The organism is Meridianimarinicoccus marinus (assembly GCF_040689105.1).
Lineage (GTDB): Bacteria > Pseudomonadota > Alphaproteobacteria > Rhodobacterales > Rhodobacteraceae > Meridianimarinicoccus > Meridianimarinicoccus marinus.
Genome location: NZ_JBFBVU010000022.1, coordinates 1 through 20,190 on the forward strand (window position 1 = coordinate 1; position 20,190 = coordinate 20,190).

At 64.8% G+C, this 20,190-nt stretch carries 18 protein-coding genes; 15 read left to right on the forward strand and 3 right to left on the reverse strand.

All coding sequences use genetic code 11. The annotated features are described in order from the left end of the window. Positions 1-212: 212 nt before the first annotated feature. The 10 genes from AB0T83_RS15040 to AB0T83_RS15085 all read left to right on the forward strand — a co-directional run bounded on the left by AB0T83_RS15040 (position 213) and on the right by AB0T83_RS15085 (position 8,713). Positions 213-977 (forward strand): SDR family NAD(P)-dependent oxidoreductase, encoded by a 765-nt coding sequence (locus AB0T83_RS15040; protein WP_366194040.1) that lies wholly within the window; start codon positions 213-215, stop codon positions 975-977. Further along, the gene (locus tag AB0T83_RS15045) at positions 977-1,993 is read left to right on the forward strand and encodes a LacI family DNA-binding transcriptional regulator (protein WP_366194041.1); all 1,017 of its coding nucleotides are present in this window, start codon (positions 977-979) and stop codon (positions 1,991-1,993) included. The genes AB0T83_RS15040 and AB0T83_RS15045 overlap by 1 nt, the downstream gene beginning before the upstream one ends. A 5-nt stretch (positions 1,994-1,998) precedes the next feature. After that, complete coding sequence (locus tag AB0T83_RS15050; RefSeq protein WP_366194042.1) at positions 1,999-3,009, forward strand: nuclear transport factor 2 family protein; 1,011 nt, start codon at positions 1,999-2,001, stop codon at positions 3,007-3,009. Further along, positions 3,006-3,989, forward strand: a complete 984-nt coding sequence (locus tag AB0T83_RS15055) for a nuclear transport factor 2 family protein (RefSeq protein ID WP_366194043.1) — start codon at positions 3,006-3,008, stop codon at positions 3,987-3,989. The genes AB0T83_RS15050 and AB0T83_RS15055 overlap by 4 nt, the downstream gene beginning before the upstream one ends. Further along, positions 3,986-4,942 carry a nuclear transport factor 2 family protein gene (locus AB0T83_RS15060; protein ID WP_366194044.1) on the forward strand — a complete coding sequence of 319 codons (957 nt, stop codon included), beginning with the start codon at positions 3,986-3,988 and terminating at the stop codon, positions 4,940-4,942. The genes AB0T83_RS15055 and AB0T83_RS15060 overlap by 4 nt, the downstream gene beginning before the upstream one ends. A 4-nt stretch (positions 4,943-4,946) precedes the next feature. After that, positions 4,947-5,111, forward strand: a complete 165-nt coding sequence (locus AB0T83_RS15065; RefSeq protein ID WP_366194045.1) for a hypothetical protein — start codon at positions 4,947-4,949, stop codon at positions 5,109-5,111. Continuing rightward, on the forward strand, positions 5,108-6,091 hold the full coding sequence (locus tag AB0T83_RS15070; protein ID WP_366194046.1) for a cupin domain-containing protein: 984 nt from the start codon (positions 5,108-5,110) through the stop codon (positions 6,089-6,091). Before AB0T83_RS15065 ends, AB0T83_RS15070 begins: the two co-directional genes overlap by 4 nt. A 75-nt stretch (positions 6,092-6,166) precedes the next feature. Continuing rightward, positions 6,167-7,291 carry a cobalamin-independent methionine synthase II family protein gene (locus AB0T83_RS15075; protein WP_366194047.1) on the forward strand — a complete coding sequence of 375 codons (1,125 nt, stop codon included), beginning with the start codon at positions 6,167-6,169 and terminating at the stop codon, positions 7,289-7,291. Positions 7,292-7,328: 37 nt separating this feature from the next. Further along, positions 7,329-8,024 (forward strand): alpha/beta fold hydrolase, encoded by a 696-nt coding sequence (locus AB0T83_RS15080; RefSeq protein ID WP_366194048.1) that lies wholly within the window; start codon positions 7,329-7,331, stop codon positions 8,022-8,024. Further along, positions 8,021-8,713, forward strand: coding sequence for an RraA family protein (locus AB0T83_RS15085; RefSeq protein ID WP_366194049.1), 693 nt, complete (start codon positions 8,021-8,023; stop codon positions 8,711-8,713). The genes AB0T83_RS15080 and AB0T83_RS15085 overlap by 4 nt, the downstream gene beginning before the upstream one ends. A 73-nt stretch (positions 8,714-8,786) precedes the next feature. Here the strand turns inward: AB0T83_RS15085 and hisD are convergent, their stop codons facing one another. Next, positions 8,787-10,076, reverse strand: coding sequence for a histidinol dehydrogenase (gene hisD / locus AB0T83_RS15090; protein WP_366194050.1), 1,290 nt, complete (start codon positions 10,074-10,076; stop codon positions 8,787-8,789). 608 nt (positions 10,077-10,684) lie between these two features. Here hisD and AB0T83_RS15095 point away from each other — a divergent pair. From AB0T83_RS15095 to AB0T83_RS15115, 5 genes are all read left to right on the forward strand, one after another. Next, positions 10,685-11,437 carry an SDR family NAD(P)-dependent oxidoreductase gene (locus AB0T83_RS15095; protein ID WP_366194051.1) on the forward strand — a complete coding sequence of 251 codons (753 nt, stop codon included), beginning with the start codon at positions 10,685-10,687 and terminating at the stop codon, positions 11,435-11,437. A gap of 131 nt (positions 11,438-11,568) precedes the next feature. After that, a complete protein-coding gene (locus tag AB0T83_RS15100; protein ID WP_366194052.1) occupies positions 11,569-12,819 on the forward strand; it encodes a metallophosphoesterase family protein in 1,251 nt (416 codons plus the stop codon). Further along, the gene (locus AB0T83_RS15105) at positions 12,819-16,262 is read left to right on the forward strand and encodes an AAA family ATPase (RefSeq protein WP_366194098.1); all 3,444 of its coding nucleotides are present in this window, start codon (positions 12,819-12,821) and stop codon (positions 16,260-16,262) included. Before AB0T83_RS15100 ends, AB0T83_RS15105 begins: the two co-directional genes overlap by 1 nt. A 149-nt stretch (positions 16,263-16,411) precedes the next feature. Further along, positions 16,412-16,834, forward strand: coding sequence for a hypothetical protein (locus AB0T83_RS15110; RefSeq protein ID WP_366194053.1), 423 nt, complete (start codon positions 16,412-16,414; stop codon positions 16,832-16,834). Further along, positions 16,831-17,739 (forward strand): ankyrin repeat domain-containing protein, encoded by a 909-nt coding sequence (locus tag AB0T83_RS15115; protein WP_366194054.1) that lies wholly within the window; start codon positions 16,831-16,833, stop codon positions 17,737-17,739. The genes AB0T83_RS15110 and AB0T83_RS15115 overlap by 4 nt, the downstream gene beginning before the upstream one ends. Before the next feature lie 2 nt (positions 17,740-17,741). Here the strand turns inward: AB0T83_RS15115 and AB0T83_RS15120 are convergent, their stop codons facing one another. Together AB0T83_RS15120 and AB0T83_RS15125 are read right to left on the reverse strand one after the other, a co-directional pair. After that, the gene (locus AB0T83_RS15120) at positions 17,742-18,257 is read right to left on the reverse strand and encodes a c-type cytochrome (RefSeq protein ID WP_366194055.1); all 516 of its coding nucleotides are present in this window, start codon (positions 18,255-18,257) and stop codon (positions 17,742-17,744) included. Between the two features lie 136 nt (positions 18,258-18,393). Next, positions 18,394-19,968, reverse strand: a complete 1,575-nt coding sequence (locus AB0T83_RS15125) for a pyrroloquinoline quinone-dependent dehydrogenase (RefSeq protein WP_366194056.1) — start codon at positions 19,966-19,968, stop codon at positions 18,394-18,396. Positions 19,969-20,190: the final 222 nt, after the last annotated feature.

A 20,190-nucleotide genomic window follows, 5' to 3' on the forward strand; every position in this document is an offset into this window, starting at 1 on the left:
GCTCGCGCCTGTGCCTGCTGGAGGGCTTCGTCGGCCATGCCGAACAGTGCAACCTGCGCGTCCGCCGCTATGGCGGCCTCAACGTCCCCTACGGCGAACCCGCGCCCTACAGGGACGCGGCCGAGTAGCCCGCCGACCCGAAACCGTCGTGGCGGACCCCGGCCCGCCCGACTCCCGATTGTTCCCACGCACCAGTTGACAAGGATACCCCGATGACCCTGCCCCAGACCCCTTCCTTCCGCCTTGACGGCAAATCCGCGCTTGTCGCCGGGGCGTCCTCCGGCATCGGGCTGGGCTGCGCGGTGGCCCTTGGCCAGGCCGGGGCGGCCGTGACACTGGCCGCGCGGTCGGCGGACAAGCTGGCCGATGCGGTCGCACAGATGCAGGCCGCCGGCATGACCGCACAGGCACTGGCGCTGGATGTGGCGGATGTGGAGGCCACCACGCGTGCTGTGGCCGAAGCCGGCCCGTTCGACGTGCTGGTGAACTCGGCCGGTCTGGCGCGGCACGGCCCGGCGCTGGACACCACCGAAGCGGATTTCGATGCCGTTGCCGGTCTGAATATCAAGGGCGCCTATTTCCTGACCCGCGCCGTTGCCAAGGGGTTGATCGAGGCAGGGCGCCCCGGCAGCCTGATCAACATCTCCAGCCAGATGGCCTTCGTGGGCGGCATCGACCGGGCGGTCTATTGCGCCAGCAAACACGCGGTCGAGGGCTTCACCAAGGCCATGGCGCTGGAATGGGGCAAGCAGGGCATCCGGGTGAACACCATCTGCCCCACCTTCGTGCGCACAGCCTTGTCGCAAGCCACCTTCGACGATCCCGACCGTCTGGCCTGGGTCATGGAGAAGATTAAGCTGGACAGGGTCGGCGAGGTTTCCGACATGATGGGCGCGGTGGTCTACCTGGCCTCGGACGCCTCGGGTCTGATGACCGGCACGCATCTGTTGCTCGACGGCGGATGGACGGCAGATTGATGCACAATCCGCGGATCACATCGCTTGAAGTCGCGGAAAAGGCCGGGGTCAGCCAATCGGCTGTCAGCCGCGTCTTCACGCCGGGCGCCAGCGCCTCGAAAGAGATGCGGGACAAGGTGATGCGCGCGGCGGAGGAACTGGGGTATCGCCCCAACCGCGTGGCCCGCGCGATGATCACCGGGCGCAGCCGGATCATTGGCCTTGTGGTGGCCTATCTGGACAACCAGTTCTACCCCGAGGCGATCCAGAAACTGTCGGTCGCCCTGCAACAGCAGAACTATCACGCGCTGGTCTTCATGGCCGCCCCGACGGTTGGCGATGTGCAGCATGTGATGAAGGAAATCCTCGACTACCAGGTCGACGGGATCATCCTGGCCTCGGTATCCATGTCGTCGGACCTGGCGCAGCGCTGCACCGATCACGGCATCCCGGTGGTGCTGTTCAACCGCGATCAGGAAGACCCGCGCCTGTGTTCCGTGACCACCGACAACCACCTGGGCGGCAAGGTGCTGGCACATCATATGGTCGAGTGCGGCTATCGCCGGATCGGCTATCTGGCGGGCTTCGAGGGCGCCTCGACCCAGCAGCACCGCGAGACGGGCTTTCGCGAGGGGCTGGCCGAGGCCGGGCTGAAGATCTGCGCCCGCGAGGATGGCGGTTTCGTCTACGCCAAGGCCCGCGCCGCAGCACTTGAGATGTTTGCCGGCAGCGACCGTCCCGAGGCAGCTTTTGTCGCCAATGACCACATGGCCTTCGCGGTCATGGATGCGCTGCGGTTCAAGCTGGACCTGAAGATCCCCCAGGACGTGGGGATCGTGGGTTTCGACGATGTGCCCATGGCCGCCTGGCCCGCCTATGACCTCACCAGTTATCGCCAGCCCATCAACAAGATGGTCGCCCGCACCGTCGAGGCGATGATGACCCGCATCGAGGACGCCGAGATCGCGCCCGAGCGGATCACCATCGAAGGCGAACTCGTGGTGCGTTGCAGCACCCGAAAGACGACAGGATCCTAGCCCCCATGCATGGCTTCAACCCAAAGTGGCGCGACGTGCCGCATTTCATCAACGGTATCACCTACGAGATCTGGGAAGCCCGTCAGATCGGCAGCCTGCACAGCCGCTATGCGCCGGGGCTGATCGTGCGCTCGCCCGCCTCGGTGCTGACCGACAACACCAATGTCATTGCCGCGACCATGGCCACGCTGGCCGAATTTCCCGACCGGGAACTGCTGGGCGAGGATGTGATCTGGTGCGAGGATCCCGAGGGCCGAACCGAGACGTCGGAGGCCTTCCTGTCTTCGCACCGGCTGATCTGCACGGCCACCCACAGCCGCCCCGGCGCCTATGGGGCGCCGACAGGCAAGCGGCTGGCCTATCGCATTCTGGCCGATTGCGCGATCCGCGACGACGCGGTCTATGACGAATGGCTGGTGCGTGACCAGTCGGCCATTGTCCAGCAAATGGGCTTTGACCTGGTGGACTGGACCCGCGATCTGATCGCGCGCGAGGGCGGGCCCGAGAACTGCGTGGAACCCATGACCCCGGCCATTGACGTGCCCGGCCCCTACGACCGGCACGGCAATGACAACCCCTGGGGCCAGAAGCACGCCGATCTGCTGTCCGCGATCATGGCGGGCCACATGGACCGGATCCCTGCGGTTTATGACCGGGGCGCCGCGCTGCACTATCCCGGCCATGTCACCACGCAGGGCCGCAGCGAGGCCGACCAGTTCTGGATGGGTCTGCGCGCCGCCTTCCCGGATGCCGCCTTTTCCATCGACCATGTCATCGGGCGCGACGACCCGCTGATGCCGCCGCGCTCGGCGGTGCGCTGGTCGCTGCACGGCAAGCACTCCGGCTGGGGCCGTTTCGGGCGGCCAACCGGGGCCGAGGTCTATGTGATGGGCATCAGCCACGCCGAATGGGGGCCCTTCGGCGACGGCACCCCCAGCCTGCGCCGCGAATGGACCCTGATTGATGAAACCGCGATCTGGAAACAGATCCTGCTCAAGACCGGACAACACGCATGAAAGACTTTTCGAACCAGTTCAAGGACCTGCCCGACTACATCCTGAAGATCACCAAGGAGATCTGGGAAGATCGTGGCCTGTCGACCCTGCATCACTACTATGGCAAGGACATCCCGATGCGGTTTCCCTCGGGGCTGGTGCGCGGCAACGCGGGGGTGATCGACGGCACACTGGCCACCTTATGTGAATTCCCCGACCGGCAATTGTTGGGCGAGGACGTGATCTGGTCGCAGGACACGCAGGACACGGGCCGCTACCTGTCCTCGCACCGGCTGGTGACCATGGGCACGCACACCGGACACGGCGCCTTCGGGCCGCCCACCGGCAAGCGCTTCGAGATCCGCGTGATTGCCGATTGCGCCGCCAAGGCCGATGTCATCGACGACGAATGGCTGATCCGCGACGTGGGCGGGATTGCCCGGCAACTGGGCTGGGATCCGGTCGAATACGCCCGCTACCAGATCCAGACCGAGGGTGGCCCTGACAAATGCCAGCGCCCGTTCCATCCCGATCACGACGTGGACGGTCCCTACATGGGCCGGGGCAATGACAATGAATGGGGCCAGCGGCTGGCCAGCATCCTGACGCAGATGATGGACAAGGATTTCACCGTGATCCGCCGCGAATACGACCGTGCTGCGCGCACCGAACACTGGGGCGCGCGGGGCGGCTGGTCCTTTGACTTCGCCGAAACCGACTGGATGCGGCTGCGGTCGTCCTTCCCGACAGCCGCGTTCAAGATCCACCATGTCATCGGCCGCGAGGATCCCGGCACCCCCTATCGCGCCGCGGTGCGCTGGTCGCTGACCGGCAAGCACAGCGGTCACGGCTTCTTCGGCGCCCCCACCGGGGCCGAGGTGCATGTCATGGGCGCAACCCATGCGGAATGGGGCGAATGGGGCCTGCGCCGCGAGTTCACGATCCTCGACGAGGTCGCGATCTGGAAACAGATCCACCTGCACACCGGGAACGTGGAATGAGCCGTTTCGCCACGCTTCCGGACTATATTCAGGGCGTGACCTTCGAGATCTGGGAGGGGCGCCAGATCGCCTCTCTGCGCGAAAGCTACGGCACCGACATGGTGATGCGCTCGACCCAGGCGCTGATCCTCGGAACCGAGGGCGTCATCAAGGACACGCTGGCCGCGCAAGCGGCCTTTCCCGACCGGGAAATCCTTGGGGACGATGTGATCTGGTGCGGGAGCGAGGCAGAGGGCTATCTGTCCTCGCACCGCTCGGTCATCACCGGCACCCACACCGGCCACGGCGTTTTCGGCGCCCCCACGGGCAAGCGCGTCACCACCCGCTGCATCGCCGATTGCTTCGTTCAGGATGACGTCATCACCGACGAATGGCTGTGCTATGATGTCTCGTCGATGGTGCAACAGCTGGGCCACAGTCCCCGCGACTGGGCGGCGGAGCAAATCGCGCGTGAAGGTGGCCCCGACCAAGCCACGCGGCCCTTCACCCCGGATCAGGATCGCCCCGGCCCCTATGCGGGCACCGGCAACGGTCACGAACTGGGCGACCGTCTGGCCGACATCCTGAGCCGCATCATGGACTATGACGTCGCCACCGTCGGGCGGGACTACGACCGGGCGGTCAGCTTCTACCACGCCGGCGGCGTCACCGGCTGGGGCCGCCCCGCTGTTGAAGCCGAATGGATGCAACTGCGCGCGGCCTTTCCTGACGCCCGTTTCACCATCCATCACAAGACCGGCCGCAACGATCCCGGCGAACCCGACCGCGCCGCCATCCGTTGGAGCCTGGACGGCGCACACAGCGGTCATGGCCGCTTTGGCGCCCCGACCGGGGCGCAGGTGCACACCATGGGCTTTACCCATGCCGAATTCGGCCCCTGGGGACTGCGCCGGGAATGGAGCCTTTGGGATGAAACCGCGATCTGGAAACAGATCCTGCTGGCCGGAGCCTGACGCCATGCCCCGCCCCGCCCGCACGCTTTGTGCCCTGCACGGCTATCTGGCCAGCCGCCGTGCGCGACGGCTGAACAATCATCCGCCCGGCGCGGTGAACGTGTTCGCGGAATATTGTTCGACACGCCGGCGCTCGGACGATCCGGCACCCCAAGGAAACCCGACATGACATCTCAAGACATGACCTCGCGCATTGTTCGCTATGGCGAACTGCAACCCTGCAAGACCGCCTTCATCGATGCCCATACACCGGGCAGCGACCAGAAGGAGAACTTCACCATCATCGGCGGCGGCGTCTCGGAAAGCCCCGACCAGCATGTGCACATCAGCCTGCCGCACGGGTTCAATATCGGAGCGGCGGGTCAGCCGCCGCGCTGCCGCAACTCACTGCACGACCACCACACCGCCGAGGCGTTCTTCGTGCTGAAAGGCCGCTGGCGCTTTTTCTGGGGCCGCTGGGGCACTGCCGGTGAGGTGGTGCTGGAAGAAGGCGACATCTTCAACATTCCCACCGGCATCTTTCGCGGCTTCGAAAACATCGGCACCGACTATGGAATGATCATGGCGATCCTTGGCGGCGACGATGCCGGGGGCGGTGTCATGTGGGCGCCGCAGGTGATCGAGGATGCCGCCGACCACGGCCTTGTGCTGGGCGAGAACGGCAAGCTCTATGACACCAAGAAGGGCCAGCAACTGCCCGACGGCGTGAACCCGATGCCGCTGATGAGCGACGCGGAACTGACCAAGCGGCCCGAGCCCACCACCGCCGAGGTGCTGCCCAACCATGTCGCCCGCTACTGGGACCTGATGGCGCTGGCCGACAAGACCCCGGCGGTGGTGATCGGCGAAAACGGCGTTCTGCGCGACAAGCCCGGCTTCGAAGTGGGATTCATGACCCGCGACAGCGCCAGTGACGAGATGCACGCCCATGACAAGCCTTCGGTCCTGATGCCGATGCGCGGCCACTGGCGTGTGCGCTGGGACGGCAATGGCGATCACGCGGCGGGCGAAGCGGTTCTGGCACCCGGCGACACCATGTCGGTGCCCGAGAACCTGCGTCACAACGCGGTGCCCTCGATGACCGGCGAGGCCAGCCTGTACCATGTGGTCGCCACCGATGATCCGGCGGGCCACACCTGGCAAGGCTGACGTTTTGACAGACCTCGGGCGCGGATCATTCGCCGCGCCCGTTTCTTCTTCCAATCCTTTCGAAAGAGGCTCCCGATGGGCAAAATCCTCACCACTCATGTCGGCTCTTTGCCGCGCACGCAAACCGTCGTGGACTTCATCTTTGCCCGCGAACGCGGCACCCCCTACGACGCCGCCGAATTCGACGCGGCCATGACCCAGGCCGTGGATGACACGGTTGCCAAACAGGTCGCCGCCGGGATCGACATTGTCAGTGACGGCGAAACCTCGAAGATCAGCTATGCCACCTATGTCAAGGATCGCTACACCGGTTTTGACGGCGACAGCCCTCGCAATGCGCCCGCCGATCTGAAGAAATTTCCCAGCTTTCTGAAGCGTCTGGCCGACGACGGCGGAACTCCGCAATACGCCCGCCCGATGTGCGTGGGCGAGGTGAAGTCGAAGGGCCAGGGCGAGCTGGAAAAGGACATCGCCAACCTGAAGGCCGCGATGAACACGCACGGGGTGGATCGCGGTTTCATGAATGCCGCCTCTCCCGGCGTGATCTCGCTGTTCCTGCAGAACGATTTCTACAAGACGCGCGAGGCCTATCTGGCCGCACTCGCCGACGCGATGAAAGCGGAATACGAAACCATCGTCGCCAGCGGTCTGGACCTGCAACTGGATTGCCCCGACCTGGCGCTGTCGCGGCACATGCTGTTCAACGATCTGTCCGACGAGGAGTTCATCCGGATCGCCGCCAGCCATGTGGAGGCCCTGAACCACGCGCTGTCAGACATTCCCGCCGACAAGATCCGCATCCACATCTGCTGGGGCAACTACGAAGGCCCGCATGTCTGCGATATTCCGATGGCCAAGATGTTCGACACGCTGATGTCGGCCAAGGCGGATTACGTGCTGTTCGAAACCTCGAACCCGCGCCACGGACATGAATGGACTACCTTCCGCGATCGCAAGGCCGATATCCCCGACAGGAAGATCCTGGTGCCGGGCGTGGTGGATACGACCACCAATTTCGTCGAGCACCCCGAGCTTGTGGCCCAGCGGATCGCGCGGTTCACCGATATCGTCGGCGCGGACCGGGTGATTGCCGGATCTGATTGCGGCTTTGGCACTTTCGCGGGCTTCGGCGCGGTCGATCCCGAGATCGCCTATGCCAAGCTGGGCGCGCTGGCCGAAGGCGCGAGGCTGGCGAAATGATCGGCACGTTGACCCCTGACGGCGAAGGGGAAGCCCCGTGACCCCGCTTGTGCTGCTGCCCGGCATGATGTGCGACGCCCGCCTGTTCGGCCCGCAGATCGCGGCCTTTCAGGACGCGCGCCCGGTACATGTCCTGTCGATCACCGAAGCCGACACAATGCAGGAACTGGCCCGGCTGGTGCTGGACAACGCGCCAGACCGCTTTGCTCTGGGCGGGCTGTCCATGGGCGGCATCGTGGCGATGGAGGTGATCCGGCAGGCCCCCGAGCGGATTGCCGGGGCGGCGTTTCTGGACACCAATCCCAAGGCCGAGGTGCCCGAGGTGGCCGCGATGCGCGCACCGCAAATCGCCAAGGCACGGGCCGGGGAACTGCGCAGCGTCATGCGCGACGAGATGAAGCCGCGCTATCTGGCCGACGGGCCGGACAAGCAGGACATCCTGAACCTGTGCATGAAGATGGCAGAGGACCTGGGCCCCGAGGTGTTCATCCGCCAGTCCCGCGCCCTGGCCAGCCGCCCCGACCAGCAAGACACCCTGCGCGCCCTGAAGGTGCCGACCCTTGCCCTGTGCGGCACAGAGGACGCGCTCTGCCCGATCCACCGGCACGAGTTGATCCGCGACCTCGTCCCCGGCGCACGGCTGGAAATCATCCCGAACGCCGGGCATCTGCCCACCCTGGAACAACCCGACGCAACCAACGCGGCCCTGCGCCGCTGGCTGGAGGCCGTATGACACCTTCCCTTCTGACCCTTCTGAACTCTGTGGACACGCCCACGGTCTGCAACGCCATCGAGGTGGCGCAAGGCCAGCGCGGCTTCAACGCCTTCACACGGGGCACTGTTCTGGCCAGCGACCCGAACCGGGTCATGGTCGGATATGCGGTCACGGCGAAAATACGCGGGCTGACCCCTCCCACCGAAGCCCCGGAGGCAACCCGCGCCCGGCGGATGCAATACTACAGGAACATGGCCGAAGCGCCCAAACCCTCGGTCTGTGTGGTCGAGGACGAGGACGTCCCCAACGCCATCGGGGCCTTCTGGGGCGAAGTGAACACGGTGGTTCACAAGGGGTTCGGGATGGCCGGGGCACTGACCAACGGGGTAATGCGCGATCTGGGCGATATGGCCCCGGATTTCCCGGTGGTCGCAGGCTCGATCGGGCCAAGCCATGGATTCGTGCATGTGACCGCGCTGGATGTGCCGGTCACGGTCTTCGAGATGGTGGTGCGGCCGGGCGATCTGATCCACGCCGACCGCCACGGCGCCGTGGTGATCCCGCCCGAGGTGGTGGATCAACTGGAAGCAGCCATTGCCAGGATGCAGTCGAACGAACGGCTGGTTCTGGACCCGGCGCGCAGCGAGAACTTCGATTTCGCCGCTTTCGAGGCCGCCTGGACCGCCTTCGAAAAGGCCCGCACCTGATCGCGGTCAACTGCCCGCCGGCATATTTCCGAAACGGGATACCGGGAGCCTTATGCAGGGGCGCCCTTTCCGTTTAACCGGCCTGAAGCCGATCCAAGCGCAGTTGCGCGGCGCGGCGATGGCCGTCCAGACCTTCGCTGCGGCTTTGGCGCACGGCGGGCGGGGCCACGGCGCGCACGCCTTCCGGCTCCATCCACTGATGGGTGGCCACCTTCACATAGGCACCGACCCAAAGCCCGCCGGTATAGCGCCCGGCCGCCATGGTCGGCAGGGTGTGGTTGGTGCCGCAGCATTTGTCGGAATAGACCACGCTGGCCAGTTCGCCGATGAACAGCGAGCCGTAGTGGCGCAGCTTGCGTGCTGTGGCCTGCGGGTCGGCGGTGTGCACCTGCAGATGTTCTGCCGCGATGTGGTCGGAATAGGCCAGCATCGCCGCCTCATCCGCAGCCACGGCAATCTCGCCATAGTCCTGCCACGCGACGCTGGCAGTCGCCGCCGTTGCCAATTCGCCCAACTGACGGGTGACCTCGGCAATGACCCGGTCGGCCAAAGCGCCATCGGTGGTGATCAGCCCGACCCGCGTGCGCACGTCATGCTCGGCCTGCGCCAGCAGATCGGTGGCGATGGTCTCGGCATCGCCGGTGCTGTCGGCAAGGGTGTAGATCTCGGAAGGGCCGGCCAGCTGATCGATCCCGACGGGGCCGAAGACCTGCCGCTTGGCCTCATTCACGAAGGCGTTGCCGGGGCCAACGATCTTGTCGACGCGCGGCACGGTTTGGGTGCCATAGGCCATGGCCGCAATCGCCTGCGCCCCGCCGATGCGGAAGATCCGGTCGGCACCTGACAGGTGACACCCCGCCACCATAGCCTCATGCGCATTGGGCGGCAGGCAGGCGATGATTTCCTCCACTCCCGCAACGCGAGCCGGCACGATGGTCATGATCGGCGCGGACAGCAGCGGATAGCGCCCGCCGGGTACATAGCAGCCCACCCGTTCCAGCGGAATTATCCGGTGACCCAGATGCACTCCGGGCCGGATTTCAACCTCCAGCGGCAACATCGTGTCCCGTTGCGCCTCGGCAAAGGCGCGCACATTGGCGATGGCAAACTCGGTGTCCGCGCGGGTCTGGGGGTCGAGCGTCGCAACAGCCGCCTCGCGCTGCGCCATGCTGACTTCGAAGGAGTCCAGGTCGGAGTTGTCGAACTTCCTGGCATAGGCGCGCACGGCCGCGTCGCCATCTGATCGGACCGCAGTCAATACCCCGGCCACGGTCGCCACGATATCCTGTGCATCGGTCGCGGCATTACGCACTGGGGCCTTTCGATGCTGGATTCCGGGAAAGGAGATGTCGGTATCGGCCACGATCAGGAGTCCTTCTTTTGGGTTCTGGAAAATCTAGACGGGGCGCGATGACTTTGCAAACGTATTTGTTAACGGCGGAATTGCAGCGCCATTGTCCTTATATACACTAATATTTAAATCACGATAAGCGTTTTGCATTCGCTTTCAATTTAGTCGAACTTGATCCTGCAGAACAACACACTTCCGTGCCCGACTCACCACGACCTGCACAAGAAGAGACGCCGAGATTCCGGTAGTGCATCATCGGGTCCAGCCGCGTGCCAGCCATCAAGACTGGGGATAGAAGGCGCGAACAACCGGTCTCCGCCCGGGCGTTTCTCCCTGCCAGACATGCTGACACTTTGGTTCCGAACACCGCCTTGCCCGTTTTGGTAGAACAAAAAACCCGCATCTCCGGGTTCCAACTCTTTCCCCCAGAGGCTAAGAACACCGAAGGCAGGCCGATCCATGGCCGCCGCAGGCCGGATGGACGGAACAACGATTTTCACGGGAGGGTGCCTGCCGCACGGCAAAACAGTGTCGCGTTCGGTATTGGCAGCAGGTGGTACTTGCGGATCTGTGCGGCAGACGCACCGGCCCACTTCCCCCAGCTTTGAGGAACGTGACACATGAACACCCTTGATCTGAACGGACGCCGGGCCGTCATTACCGGAGGCGCGCGCGGCATGGGCTTTGGCATCGCCGAGAAGATCCTTGCCAGCGGCGGCGCAGTGGATCTGTGGGACATCAATCCTGCGCTTCTGGAAACCGCCCGGCAATCGCTGTCCTCGTTCGGGCCGGTGTCTGCCCGCACGGTCGATGTCTCGGATTACGCCAGTGTCGAGGCCGGCGCAAAAGCCGCCAGCACGGCAATGGGTGGCATCGACATTCTTGTGAATGCCGCCGGGATCGCCGGGGTCAACACGCCGCTGGCGGACTATCCTTTGGACACATGGAACGCGGTCCTGAACGTGAACCTGAACGGCACCTTCCATACTTGCCGCGCCGTGGTGCCCTACATGGCGCAGAACGATTATGGCCGGATCGTCAACATCGCGTCGATGGCGGGCAAGGACGGCAACCCGAATGCCAGCGCCTATTCGGTGTCAAAGGCCGGTGTCATCGGCCTGACCAAGTCGCTGGGCAAAGAACTGGCCAGGACCGGGATCCGCGTCAATGTGGTCTGCCCCGCAGTGATCGAGACCGAGATGCTGGCCGATGTGACCGAGGAACAGATCGGCTATATGCTGGCCAAGATCCCGATGGGGCGCATGGGCAGCGTGGCCGAGATCGCGGCCATGGTCAGCTGGATGTGCAGCGCGGAATGCTCCTATTCGACCGGGGCCGTCTTCGACCTGTCCGGCGGGCGCGCCACCTATTGAGAAACATCTACTGTCCCGAGGCCCGGTGGCGCCTTGGGACAGTCCCCCCAATTTTTTGCGATGCGCCAATCTGACAGGTGCAGACGAATGGCCGTTGCATCGACTCGACGCCTTCCAGATGCTGCGCGCACATGTTCAGATTTATTCATTCCGCCGACCTCCACATCGATTCCCCGCTCAAGAGCCTTGCCCTGAAGGACGAGGAACTTGCCCTGCGTGTCGGATCGGCCACCCGTCAGGCCCTGCAAGTCATCGTGGACACGTGCATCACGCAGAAAGCCCACGCCCTGCTGATCAGCGGCGACCTGTTCGATGGCGATATCAAGAGCATGAAGACCGCAGCCTTCGTCACCGGCCAGTTCGAACGTCTGAACAGCGCCGGCATTCGCGTCTTCCTGATCCGCGGCAACCATGACGCCGAAAGCACGCCGTCGCGCGAGATCCAGATGCCGCCCAACGTGACCCTGTTCTCGGGCCACGGCGGCGTCGTCGAGATCCCCGAACACGGTGTGGCCATCCACGGCGTCAGCTTCAGCCAGCCCTCGGCCCCGGACAGCCTTCTGCCCCGGTTGAGGGCGCCGGTGGCGGGGCTGTTCAACATCGGGCTGCTGCACACCAGCCTCGCCGGGGCGGCGGGGCATGACACCTACGCGCCCTGCAGCCTGCGCGAGTTGACCGGGCATGGCTTCGACTACTGGGCCTTGGGTCATATTCATCGCCGCAAGATCTACGCAGAACACCCGTTCATCGTCATGCCCGGCATGCCGCAGGGCCGCGATATCGGCGAAGCCGGGCCCAAAAGCGCAACGCTGGTCACGGTCGAGGATGGCCATGCCACGCTGGAAGAGATCCCCACCTCGGTCGTGATCTTCGAGGCGGTGGCCTGTGATCTGGGCCAGATCGACGATTGGCGCGACGCACAGGGCGCGGTTCTGGACCGATTGCGCGACAGGGCCGGGCAGTGCGGCGCGGCTTTTCTGGTGGCGCGCGTGACCCTGACCGGCACCACCGACCTGGCATGGAAGATTCGCCGGGATCAGGATCAGTTTCAGTTTCAATTGTCCGAGGCCCTTGTCGGGATCGGAGGGATTGCCATCGAGAAGCTGGAAGTTGCGCTGTCCGCGCACCCCCGCTCCGCGCCGGATGGCATTGCCGGGGCCGAGCTGGCAGGCCTCATGCAGGAGTTGATCGCAACCCCGGCCTTCGAGGAACGCGCCGTGGAACTTGTGCGCGCCCTGGCCAGCGAATTGCCCCCCGACATCCGCGACGCCCTTGGTGCAATCGAGGATGAACTGACCGCCCTGGCCAAGACCCTGACCGCCGAGGGGGTCGAGGATATTGCCGCCCGCCTCGCAGCCCCGCAGGGCGGAGACACAACGTGATGCGGCTTCGGCGCCTCGATCTGACCCGCTTTGGCCGCTTCACGGATTTTTCCATCGACTTTGGCGTGCACAGCCCGGACCGGTCCGACCTGCATGTGATCTATGGCCCCAACGAGGCCGGCAAGACGACCGCCTTCGAAGGCTACCTGGATCTGCTCTACGGGATGCCGACGCGCAGCCCCTATAATTTCCACCACGATTATGACCGGATGCGGGTCGGGGGCGTGCTGGAGATCGACGGAAGCCCGGTCGGTCTGACCCGGATCAAGCGACAGAAAAACAGCCTTCTGGATGCAAACGACCAACCCGTGGGGGAAACCGTCCTCGCGGGCGCGCTGGCGGGCATCACCCGCGAACAATACCGCGCCATGTTCTCGCTGGACGACGACACCATCGAGGCAGGCGGCAATGACATCCTTGCCAGCGGCGGCAACCTTGGCGAGCTTCTGTTCTCGGCGGCGGCGGGTCTGTCGGACATGACCCGAACTCTGGAACGCCTGCGAACCGGGGCCGAGGCGTTTCACAAACCGAAAGGCCGCAAGACACAGCTGGCCCTCGGCAAGCACGTCCTTGCCGATCTGCAAAAGCAAATCCGGGACAACGACCTGACGGCCAGCCGCTATCACCGCCTGAAGAAAGACCTTGAGACCGCCCGGCAGAACGACGCCGACGCCCGCGCCGCCCGGAAGGCGATCCAGTCCGACCTGTCGCACGCCCGCGCCATCGCGGACGGCCTGCCGCTTCTGGTGCGCCTCCGGCAGGCCGAGGACGACCTGGCGCCTTTCGCCGCCTATCCGACCGTGCCGGACCAATGGGTGAAAGAGGCCAACAGCCTGAAGGAGGCCGAGGCCACGGCGCGCACCCGGCAATCCGAGGCGCGGCAGTCCATCGACCAGATGACACGGGATGCAGAGGCGGCAGAGCTTGATCCGCAGGTTCTGGCCCAACGCGACCGGATCGATCAGGTGATGGACAGACCCTGGGCGCGGGCCGTGGACGCCGAGGACGATCTGCCCAAACGGCGTGAAACACGCCTTGAGCTTGAGGCCGACATCCGCGCCCTGCACCGCGATCTGGATTGGCCGTCGGACACCGCCCCGCCGGGCGAGGCCGCGCTGGCTGCCAAGGAAGCCCTCGCCCGCGCCGTCGAGGCCGCACACCGCACGCTGGACGATCGCCGGCGGGAATGCGACGCGGCCGCCGAAACGCTCGCCCGCGTGGTGGAAGAGACACCGGCAGAGGACGACGCAGACCCGACCGATCTGCGGGCGACCCTGACCGCCTTGACCCCAGACCTTCTTGCCGAGCGCAAGGACCGGGCTGATGACGCGCTTGCCACCATCGAGACGGAGCTCGCGCACGACTGTGCCGGCCTTCTGCCCTGGCGCGGGACGCCCGAAACCCTGCCGGACCTTCTGGTGTCTGACGCGCAGCTTGCGCGGCGTCTGGAGACCTGGCGCCTGTGCCTGCAAACCCTTGAAAGGGCGCAGGACAAGCGCGCCAGCGCAAAGCTGGATCTGGAAAAATTGACGGCCCGGTTTGACGAACTTTCGCGGGCTTGCGGCGGCGTAACCGATGCCGAGGCAGATGCCGCGCGGCAGCAGCGTGATACCCTGTGGCAAACACATGAGACCACCCTGTCGCACGCCACGGCGCAGGCCTTCCATCGCCAGATGCTGGTACACGACACCCTGCAGGACGCACGTCTTGGCATGGCGCAGGACCGCGCCCGGATTCGTGACGCGAAGGTGGCCGTGTCCGAGGCAAGGGCGGTCTGGTCCGAGGCAGACACCACCTGTCAGACGGCCATCGCGGCCCGCGACGCCTTGTTGGCGGAGTTTCGGGCCCTGCTCGCAGGTTTCGGCTTGCCGGAAGACTTCAATCCGCTGGACCTGCAGGACTGGCACGCCCGGTTGCGCCGTGCGCACGACACATCCGAAAAGCGCGCGCGGGCGCAAGACGCGCTTGCGGCTAGCAAGGCGGTGGCCGCTGAAGCTGCGGGATGCTTGCGGGAGGTGCTCGGCCTGCCGCACAGAGACAGGACACCGCTGGCGCGGCTTGCGGACCTGGCCACGGACGAGGGGGATCGGCGGGCCAAAATTGCCGCGCAAAATGCCGCGTCGCGCAAGTCCCTGCAGGCCGCGCAACACGCCCATCAGAAGCGCGTCGCCGCGCTGAAAGAGGCCGAAGTCGCCTTTGATGCGGCGACCCTGGATTGGGAAGCTGCCGGCAAGGACTTGCCCGTCCCGCTGCGCAGGCCATCGGGTTTTCTCGACGCACTGCCCCGCTTGCGAAAGCTCCTGCAGACCGTTGCCAGTCGCGACGGGCTGCAGGAGCGTATTCTGGCCATGGAGCAGGACTTTGACGACTTTCGCCTTTCGGTCGACCGTCTGGCCCGCGATCTGGGCGAAACGGTACAGGACAATCCGCTCGCCACCGCATCGGCCCTGAAACGGCGTCTTGATACGGCCAAGGCTGCCGCGTCCGCGCAAGACGCTCGGTTGGAGCAGATCGCCCGGCACCAGCGGACGGAAGCTACAACCTCCGCGAAACTGCGCGACGTGGACGCTGCATTGCGAAAGATGGCGCAGGGCTTCCCCGACGCCGAAGCCCTCCAGACCGCCGCTGACCTTGTCGATGCCGTGTCGAAGGCGCGCGAGGCCGAGACCCTGCGCGGCAGGATCACGGCCCAGAAGAACGACATTGCCGCACGGCTGGGCTGCAAGGATTTCCCGGCCGCCGCCGCCCTGCTGGAGGCCCATGACCTGCCCGGGATCAGCACCCAATGCGCCACCCTTGAACGGGATCTGGCAGCGGCTGACCGGGAGGTGGATCTGGCCATCGGAAACCTGCGTATTGCGGAAAAAGAGTTGCAGGCCCTCGGCGGCGACGATGCGGTGGCCCGCCTGTCGGAACAGGCGACGACCCTGGCGCTCGACCTTGCCGAAAAGGCCCGCCGCTACCTTCGGGTGCAGATCGGCCTTGCAGCCGCGGAACTGGCGCTTGGCCAGTATCGCGACGCCCATCGCAGCGGCATGCTGGCGGCAACGGCCGAGGCTTTCAGAACCCTCACCTCGGGAAGTTACGAGGACCTGAAGACCCAGACCGATGGCGACAAGGAAATCCTGTTGGCCCTGCGCGCCGAGGACAAGCGGTCGGTGGCCGCCGCCGAGATGTCGAAGGGTACGCGGTTTCAACTTTACCTTGCGCTGCGACTGGCCGGGTATCGCGAATATGCCGCCAAGGGGATCGCGCTGCCGTTTCTGGCCGATGACATCATGGAAACCTTCGACAACACCCGCACCTCGGCAGCGATCAGCCTGCTGCGGGAAATGGGGCGTCACGGTCAGGCGCTTTATTTCACCCATCACGAACACGTGGTGGATCTGGCTCGTGACATCTGCGGCGACGATCTGAGGATCCATGACATCTCGCGCCAATGACGCGTCCGGTGCCACCCTGTGCCGAACCGCAGGGCTTCCGACGTAAACTCTTGCGGGGCCTGAAGAAACCATACCACCATCATTGCCTTGCCGACGTGCCCGGTGCTAGCCTCTGGCCAACGCAAACTGGCGGGGAGGCCAAACAGCACATGCCCGGACTTACAAAGTCACTGTGGGTGTCGATTGCTCTTCTGGGACTGGCAAGCGCCGTTGCGGCCGAAGGCGACAAGACGCGTCGCGCCGAACGGCTTGACCCGCTGGTTCTGGATGCCGCCACCGGGTTTTCCATCACCAGCTACGAGATCGAAACCGGGGTGTATTACCGCTGGCGCATTCAGGCTGACGGGCTGGAGGAATACAAACTGCTGGCCCCGGGCCTGTTCCGCGAAAGCTGGATCGACCAGGTGGTGATCGAGGACAAGGAGGTCAAACCCTTCGGACTTCACGCCGTTGAATTCGACGACGAGGGCGAGATCGACATCTGGTTCATCCCCCAGCGGCCGGGCGAATACCCGTTCTACGTCGAGGGTCTGGATACCCAGGGGTTCCGCGGAGTTTTCGTCGTCAGATGATCCGGCCTGTTTCGCTGTCGCTTGTCATTCTGGCCACCGCTGCGGCGGTTCAGGCGCAACCTGCCAAGCCGGTCTGCGCGGCGCTGGATGTTCGCATCGCGCAATCGCCCGCCCATCTGGAAGGCCGGATCCTGAACGAGGCGCTGTTCGAAGCCGCCGCCCTGAACTGCCCCGAGATTGCCTCGCGGCTGCTGGAGATGGGCGCCTCGGTCGAAGCCCGCAACCGCTTTGGCGGGACGCCCCTGAACGTGGCGGCGGCACGCGGCGCGCGCGAGATCGTGGCCAGCCTGCTGGATCATGGCGCGGTTCTGGACCATGCCAACCTTGGCGGCACTACCCCGCTGCTGGCCGCTGTGCAGGCCAGCCGCCGCCGCATGGTGACCGACCTGATCGCCGCCGGGGCAAATGTGAACGTGGCCAACCGCGAGGGCATCACCCCGGTCATGGCCGCCGCTTTCGAGGGCGACAGCCGGATGCTGGGCGCCCTGCTGGAGGCGGGCGGAGATCCCGATGTGCAGGATCGCCACGGCAAGGGCGCGCTGGTCTATGCTGCCGGGCGGGCCTTTCCCGCCATCGTCGGGCAGCTTCTGGCTGCAGGCGCTGATGCGGATCAGGTCTGGGGGTTCGATCTGACCGCGCTGATGTGGGCGGCGGGCCATGCCAATGACGCCCCGGCGGCGGACGGGATCGAGGTGGCGCGGCAGTTGCTGGACGCCGGCGCCCTGCTGTACCGTCAGGATGACCGGGGCCGCACGGCGCTGATGATCGCAGCCGAACGCGGGCATCTGATGATGGTGGACTACCTGTTGCAGGCGGGCGCCAATCCCGGCCTTCAGGACAAGACGGGCGCCCGCGCCGCGGATCTGGCCGCAAATGACCAGATCCGCGCGCTTCTACAACCCTGAGGCTACTGCACCGCGATGGTCGTGAAATAGCGGGCCAACGCATCGATCGTGGGATCGTCGAGCTGCTTCATGGTGCTGTTCAGATCGGGCGCGTTCATACGCACGTCGTTCTTGAAGTCATGCATGGTCTGCACAAGATAGGCCGGCTGCTGGCCCGCGATGCGGGGAATGCGGCTGTCACCCTGCCACTTGCCGTGACACGCGCTGCACTGACCGCCAGTGATGCCCTTTTCGGCCAGTTGATAGTCGCCGTCCTCGATCTGAGCGGGGATGGCGGGCCAGGGTTTCTCGGCGAAATAGGCCGCCAGTTCCTTGGCCTGATCCCGCGTGTATTCGGCGGCGATGCCGGTCATCAGGTCATGCTCGCGGCGTCCGGCGGCATAGTCGCGCAACTGGGTGTAGATGTAGAAATACTCCTGCCCCCAGATGATGGGGTACTCCGGTTCAATCGGAATGCCATCCTCGCCGTGACAACTGCTGCACAGCGCGACCTCGTCTTCCAGGACGAAGTCTTCCATCGCCACTGCGGCGGGGGGGGATGCCAGGACGGCAAGGGATATTGCCAACGTGGCAAAGGGCAATCTCATGTTTTGGTCTCCATGCAAACAAGGGGCGGACTGGTCAGCCCGCCCCTTTCGTCAGTTTTCTGCAGCCTCAGTCGGCCAGCGTGAAGGCGATGATGTTGTTGCCCCGCTTGAAGTTGAGCTGTGCGTTGCCGCCGGCGGCGACGACGATGTACTGCTGGCCTTCCACCGTATAGCTGGACGGAGGCGCGTTGACCCCGGCCCCGGCCTGGAAGCGCCACAGCTCGCCGCCGTTGGAACTGTCATAGGCCTTGAACAGACCGTTGCCCTCGCCGGTAAAGACCAGGCCGCCCGCGGTGGCAAGAATGCCGCCGATCATCGGTTCGGCGGTTCTGACCTGCCACGCGATGCCGCCGGTGTCATAGTCCACGGCGGTGACATTGCCCCACTGCTCTTCATCCGGGATCACGTCGAACGAACCGCCCAGCCACAGCTTGCCCTCGGGATAGGGGGTCGAGCGCACGGTGTAGGTCATCGGCTGATGCAGGTTGATCGCATAGCTCAGGCGCAGGTTCGGATCGATCGCCATCGGCGACCATTCCACGCCGCCATTGGCACCCGGCAGCATCCGCGCGCCTTCGGCCGTGGGCAGAGTCCACATGTCTTCCTGCGGAACCATCGCTTCCGAGAACCGGATCAACGAGCAGTCCTCGGCGTCGTGGACATAGACATGCCCGGTCTTGCCGGCGTGCAGGATCCCCTTCACGTCGTTGCCTTCGGCATCCGCGACGGTGGTGATGATCGGCGGGGACACCGCGTCCAGATCCCAGACGTCATGGGCGATGTACTGCAGGTGGCAGATGTATTCGCCGGTATCCAGATCCACCGCGACAAGGCTGTCGGTGTACAAGTTGTCGCCCGGACGCAGGCTGCCGTCGAGGTCGGGCGACGGGTTGCCGACCACGAAATAGATCCGACGTGTCTCAAGATCGACCGCCGGATTCTGCCAGACGCCACCACCAAGGGTTTCGTAGGGGTCGCCCATTTTCGCAAGCGCGGCCTTCTCGGCATCGATGTCGCGATGCATGTCGCGGCCGGTGGCGTCATGGGTGGCCCAGACGCCCACCGAGTCCTCGGGGATGGTGTGGAAGGTCCAGATCAACTCGCCGGTTTCGGTATCGAAGGCCTTGACGAAGCCACGGATGCCGTATTCGCCGCCGTTGGTGCCGATCAGCACCATGTTGTCGACAACGCTGGGTGCCATGGTTTCGGAATAGCCCAGTTCCGCCTCGGCGATCTGGGTTTCCCAAAGCTGTTTGCCGGTCTTGGCGTCAAGCGCCACCAGCTTGGCATCCAGTGTGCCCATGAACAGTTTGTCACCCGACACCGCCACGCCGCGGTTGTTGGGGCCGCAGCAATAGGTGGTGACCGGACCCATGGCATGCTTGTGATGCCAGATCTGTTTGCCGGTCCGCGCGTCCAGTGCATAGACATGGTTGAACGCCGTGGTGACATACATGATGCCGTTCACCACGATCGGCGAGGTTTCCATCGTGTCGACAATCTCGGTCTGGAAGATCCAGGCCGGGCGCAGGTTCTTGACATTGCCGGTGTTGATCTGGCTGGCCGGATAATATCGGGTCTGTGCATAGTTGCCGTTGGTGTGCAGGAAGTTGTTCCCGTCCCCCGCAGCGCGCGTCAGCATGTTTTGCGTGACCGACTGCAAGTCGCCATAAAGCGTACTTGACGAGGTCTCCTCCTGGGCGCTGGCCGCCCCTGTCAAACATGATGCCGCGACACAAAATGCGGCAGTTGTCATCCCTCTGATCATACTGTTTCCTCCCAGGTTATCATTGTGGATTTTTATTATTGTTTGCCCTAACGTACTCCAACCCCGGTAAAAAAAACAGTCCAGTGTCATGTGTCG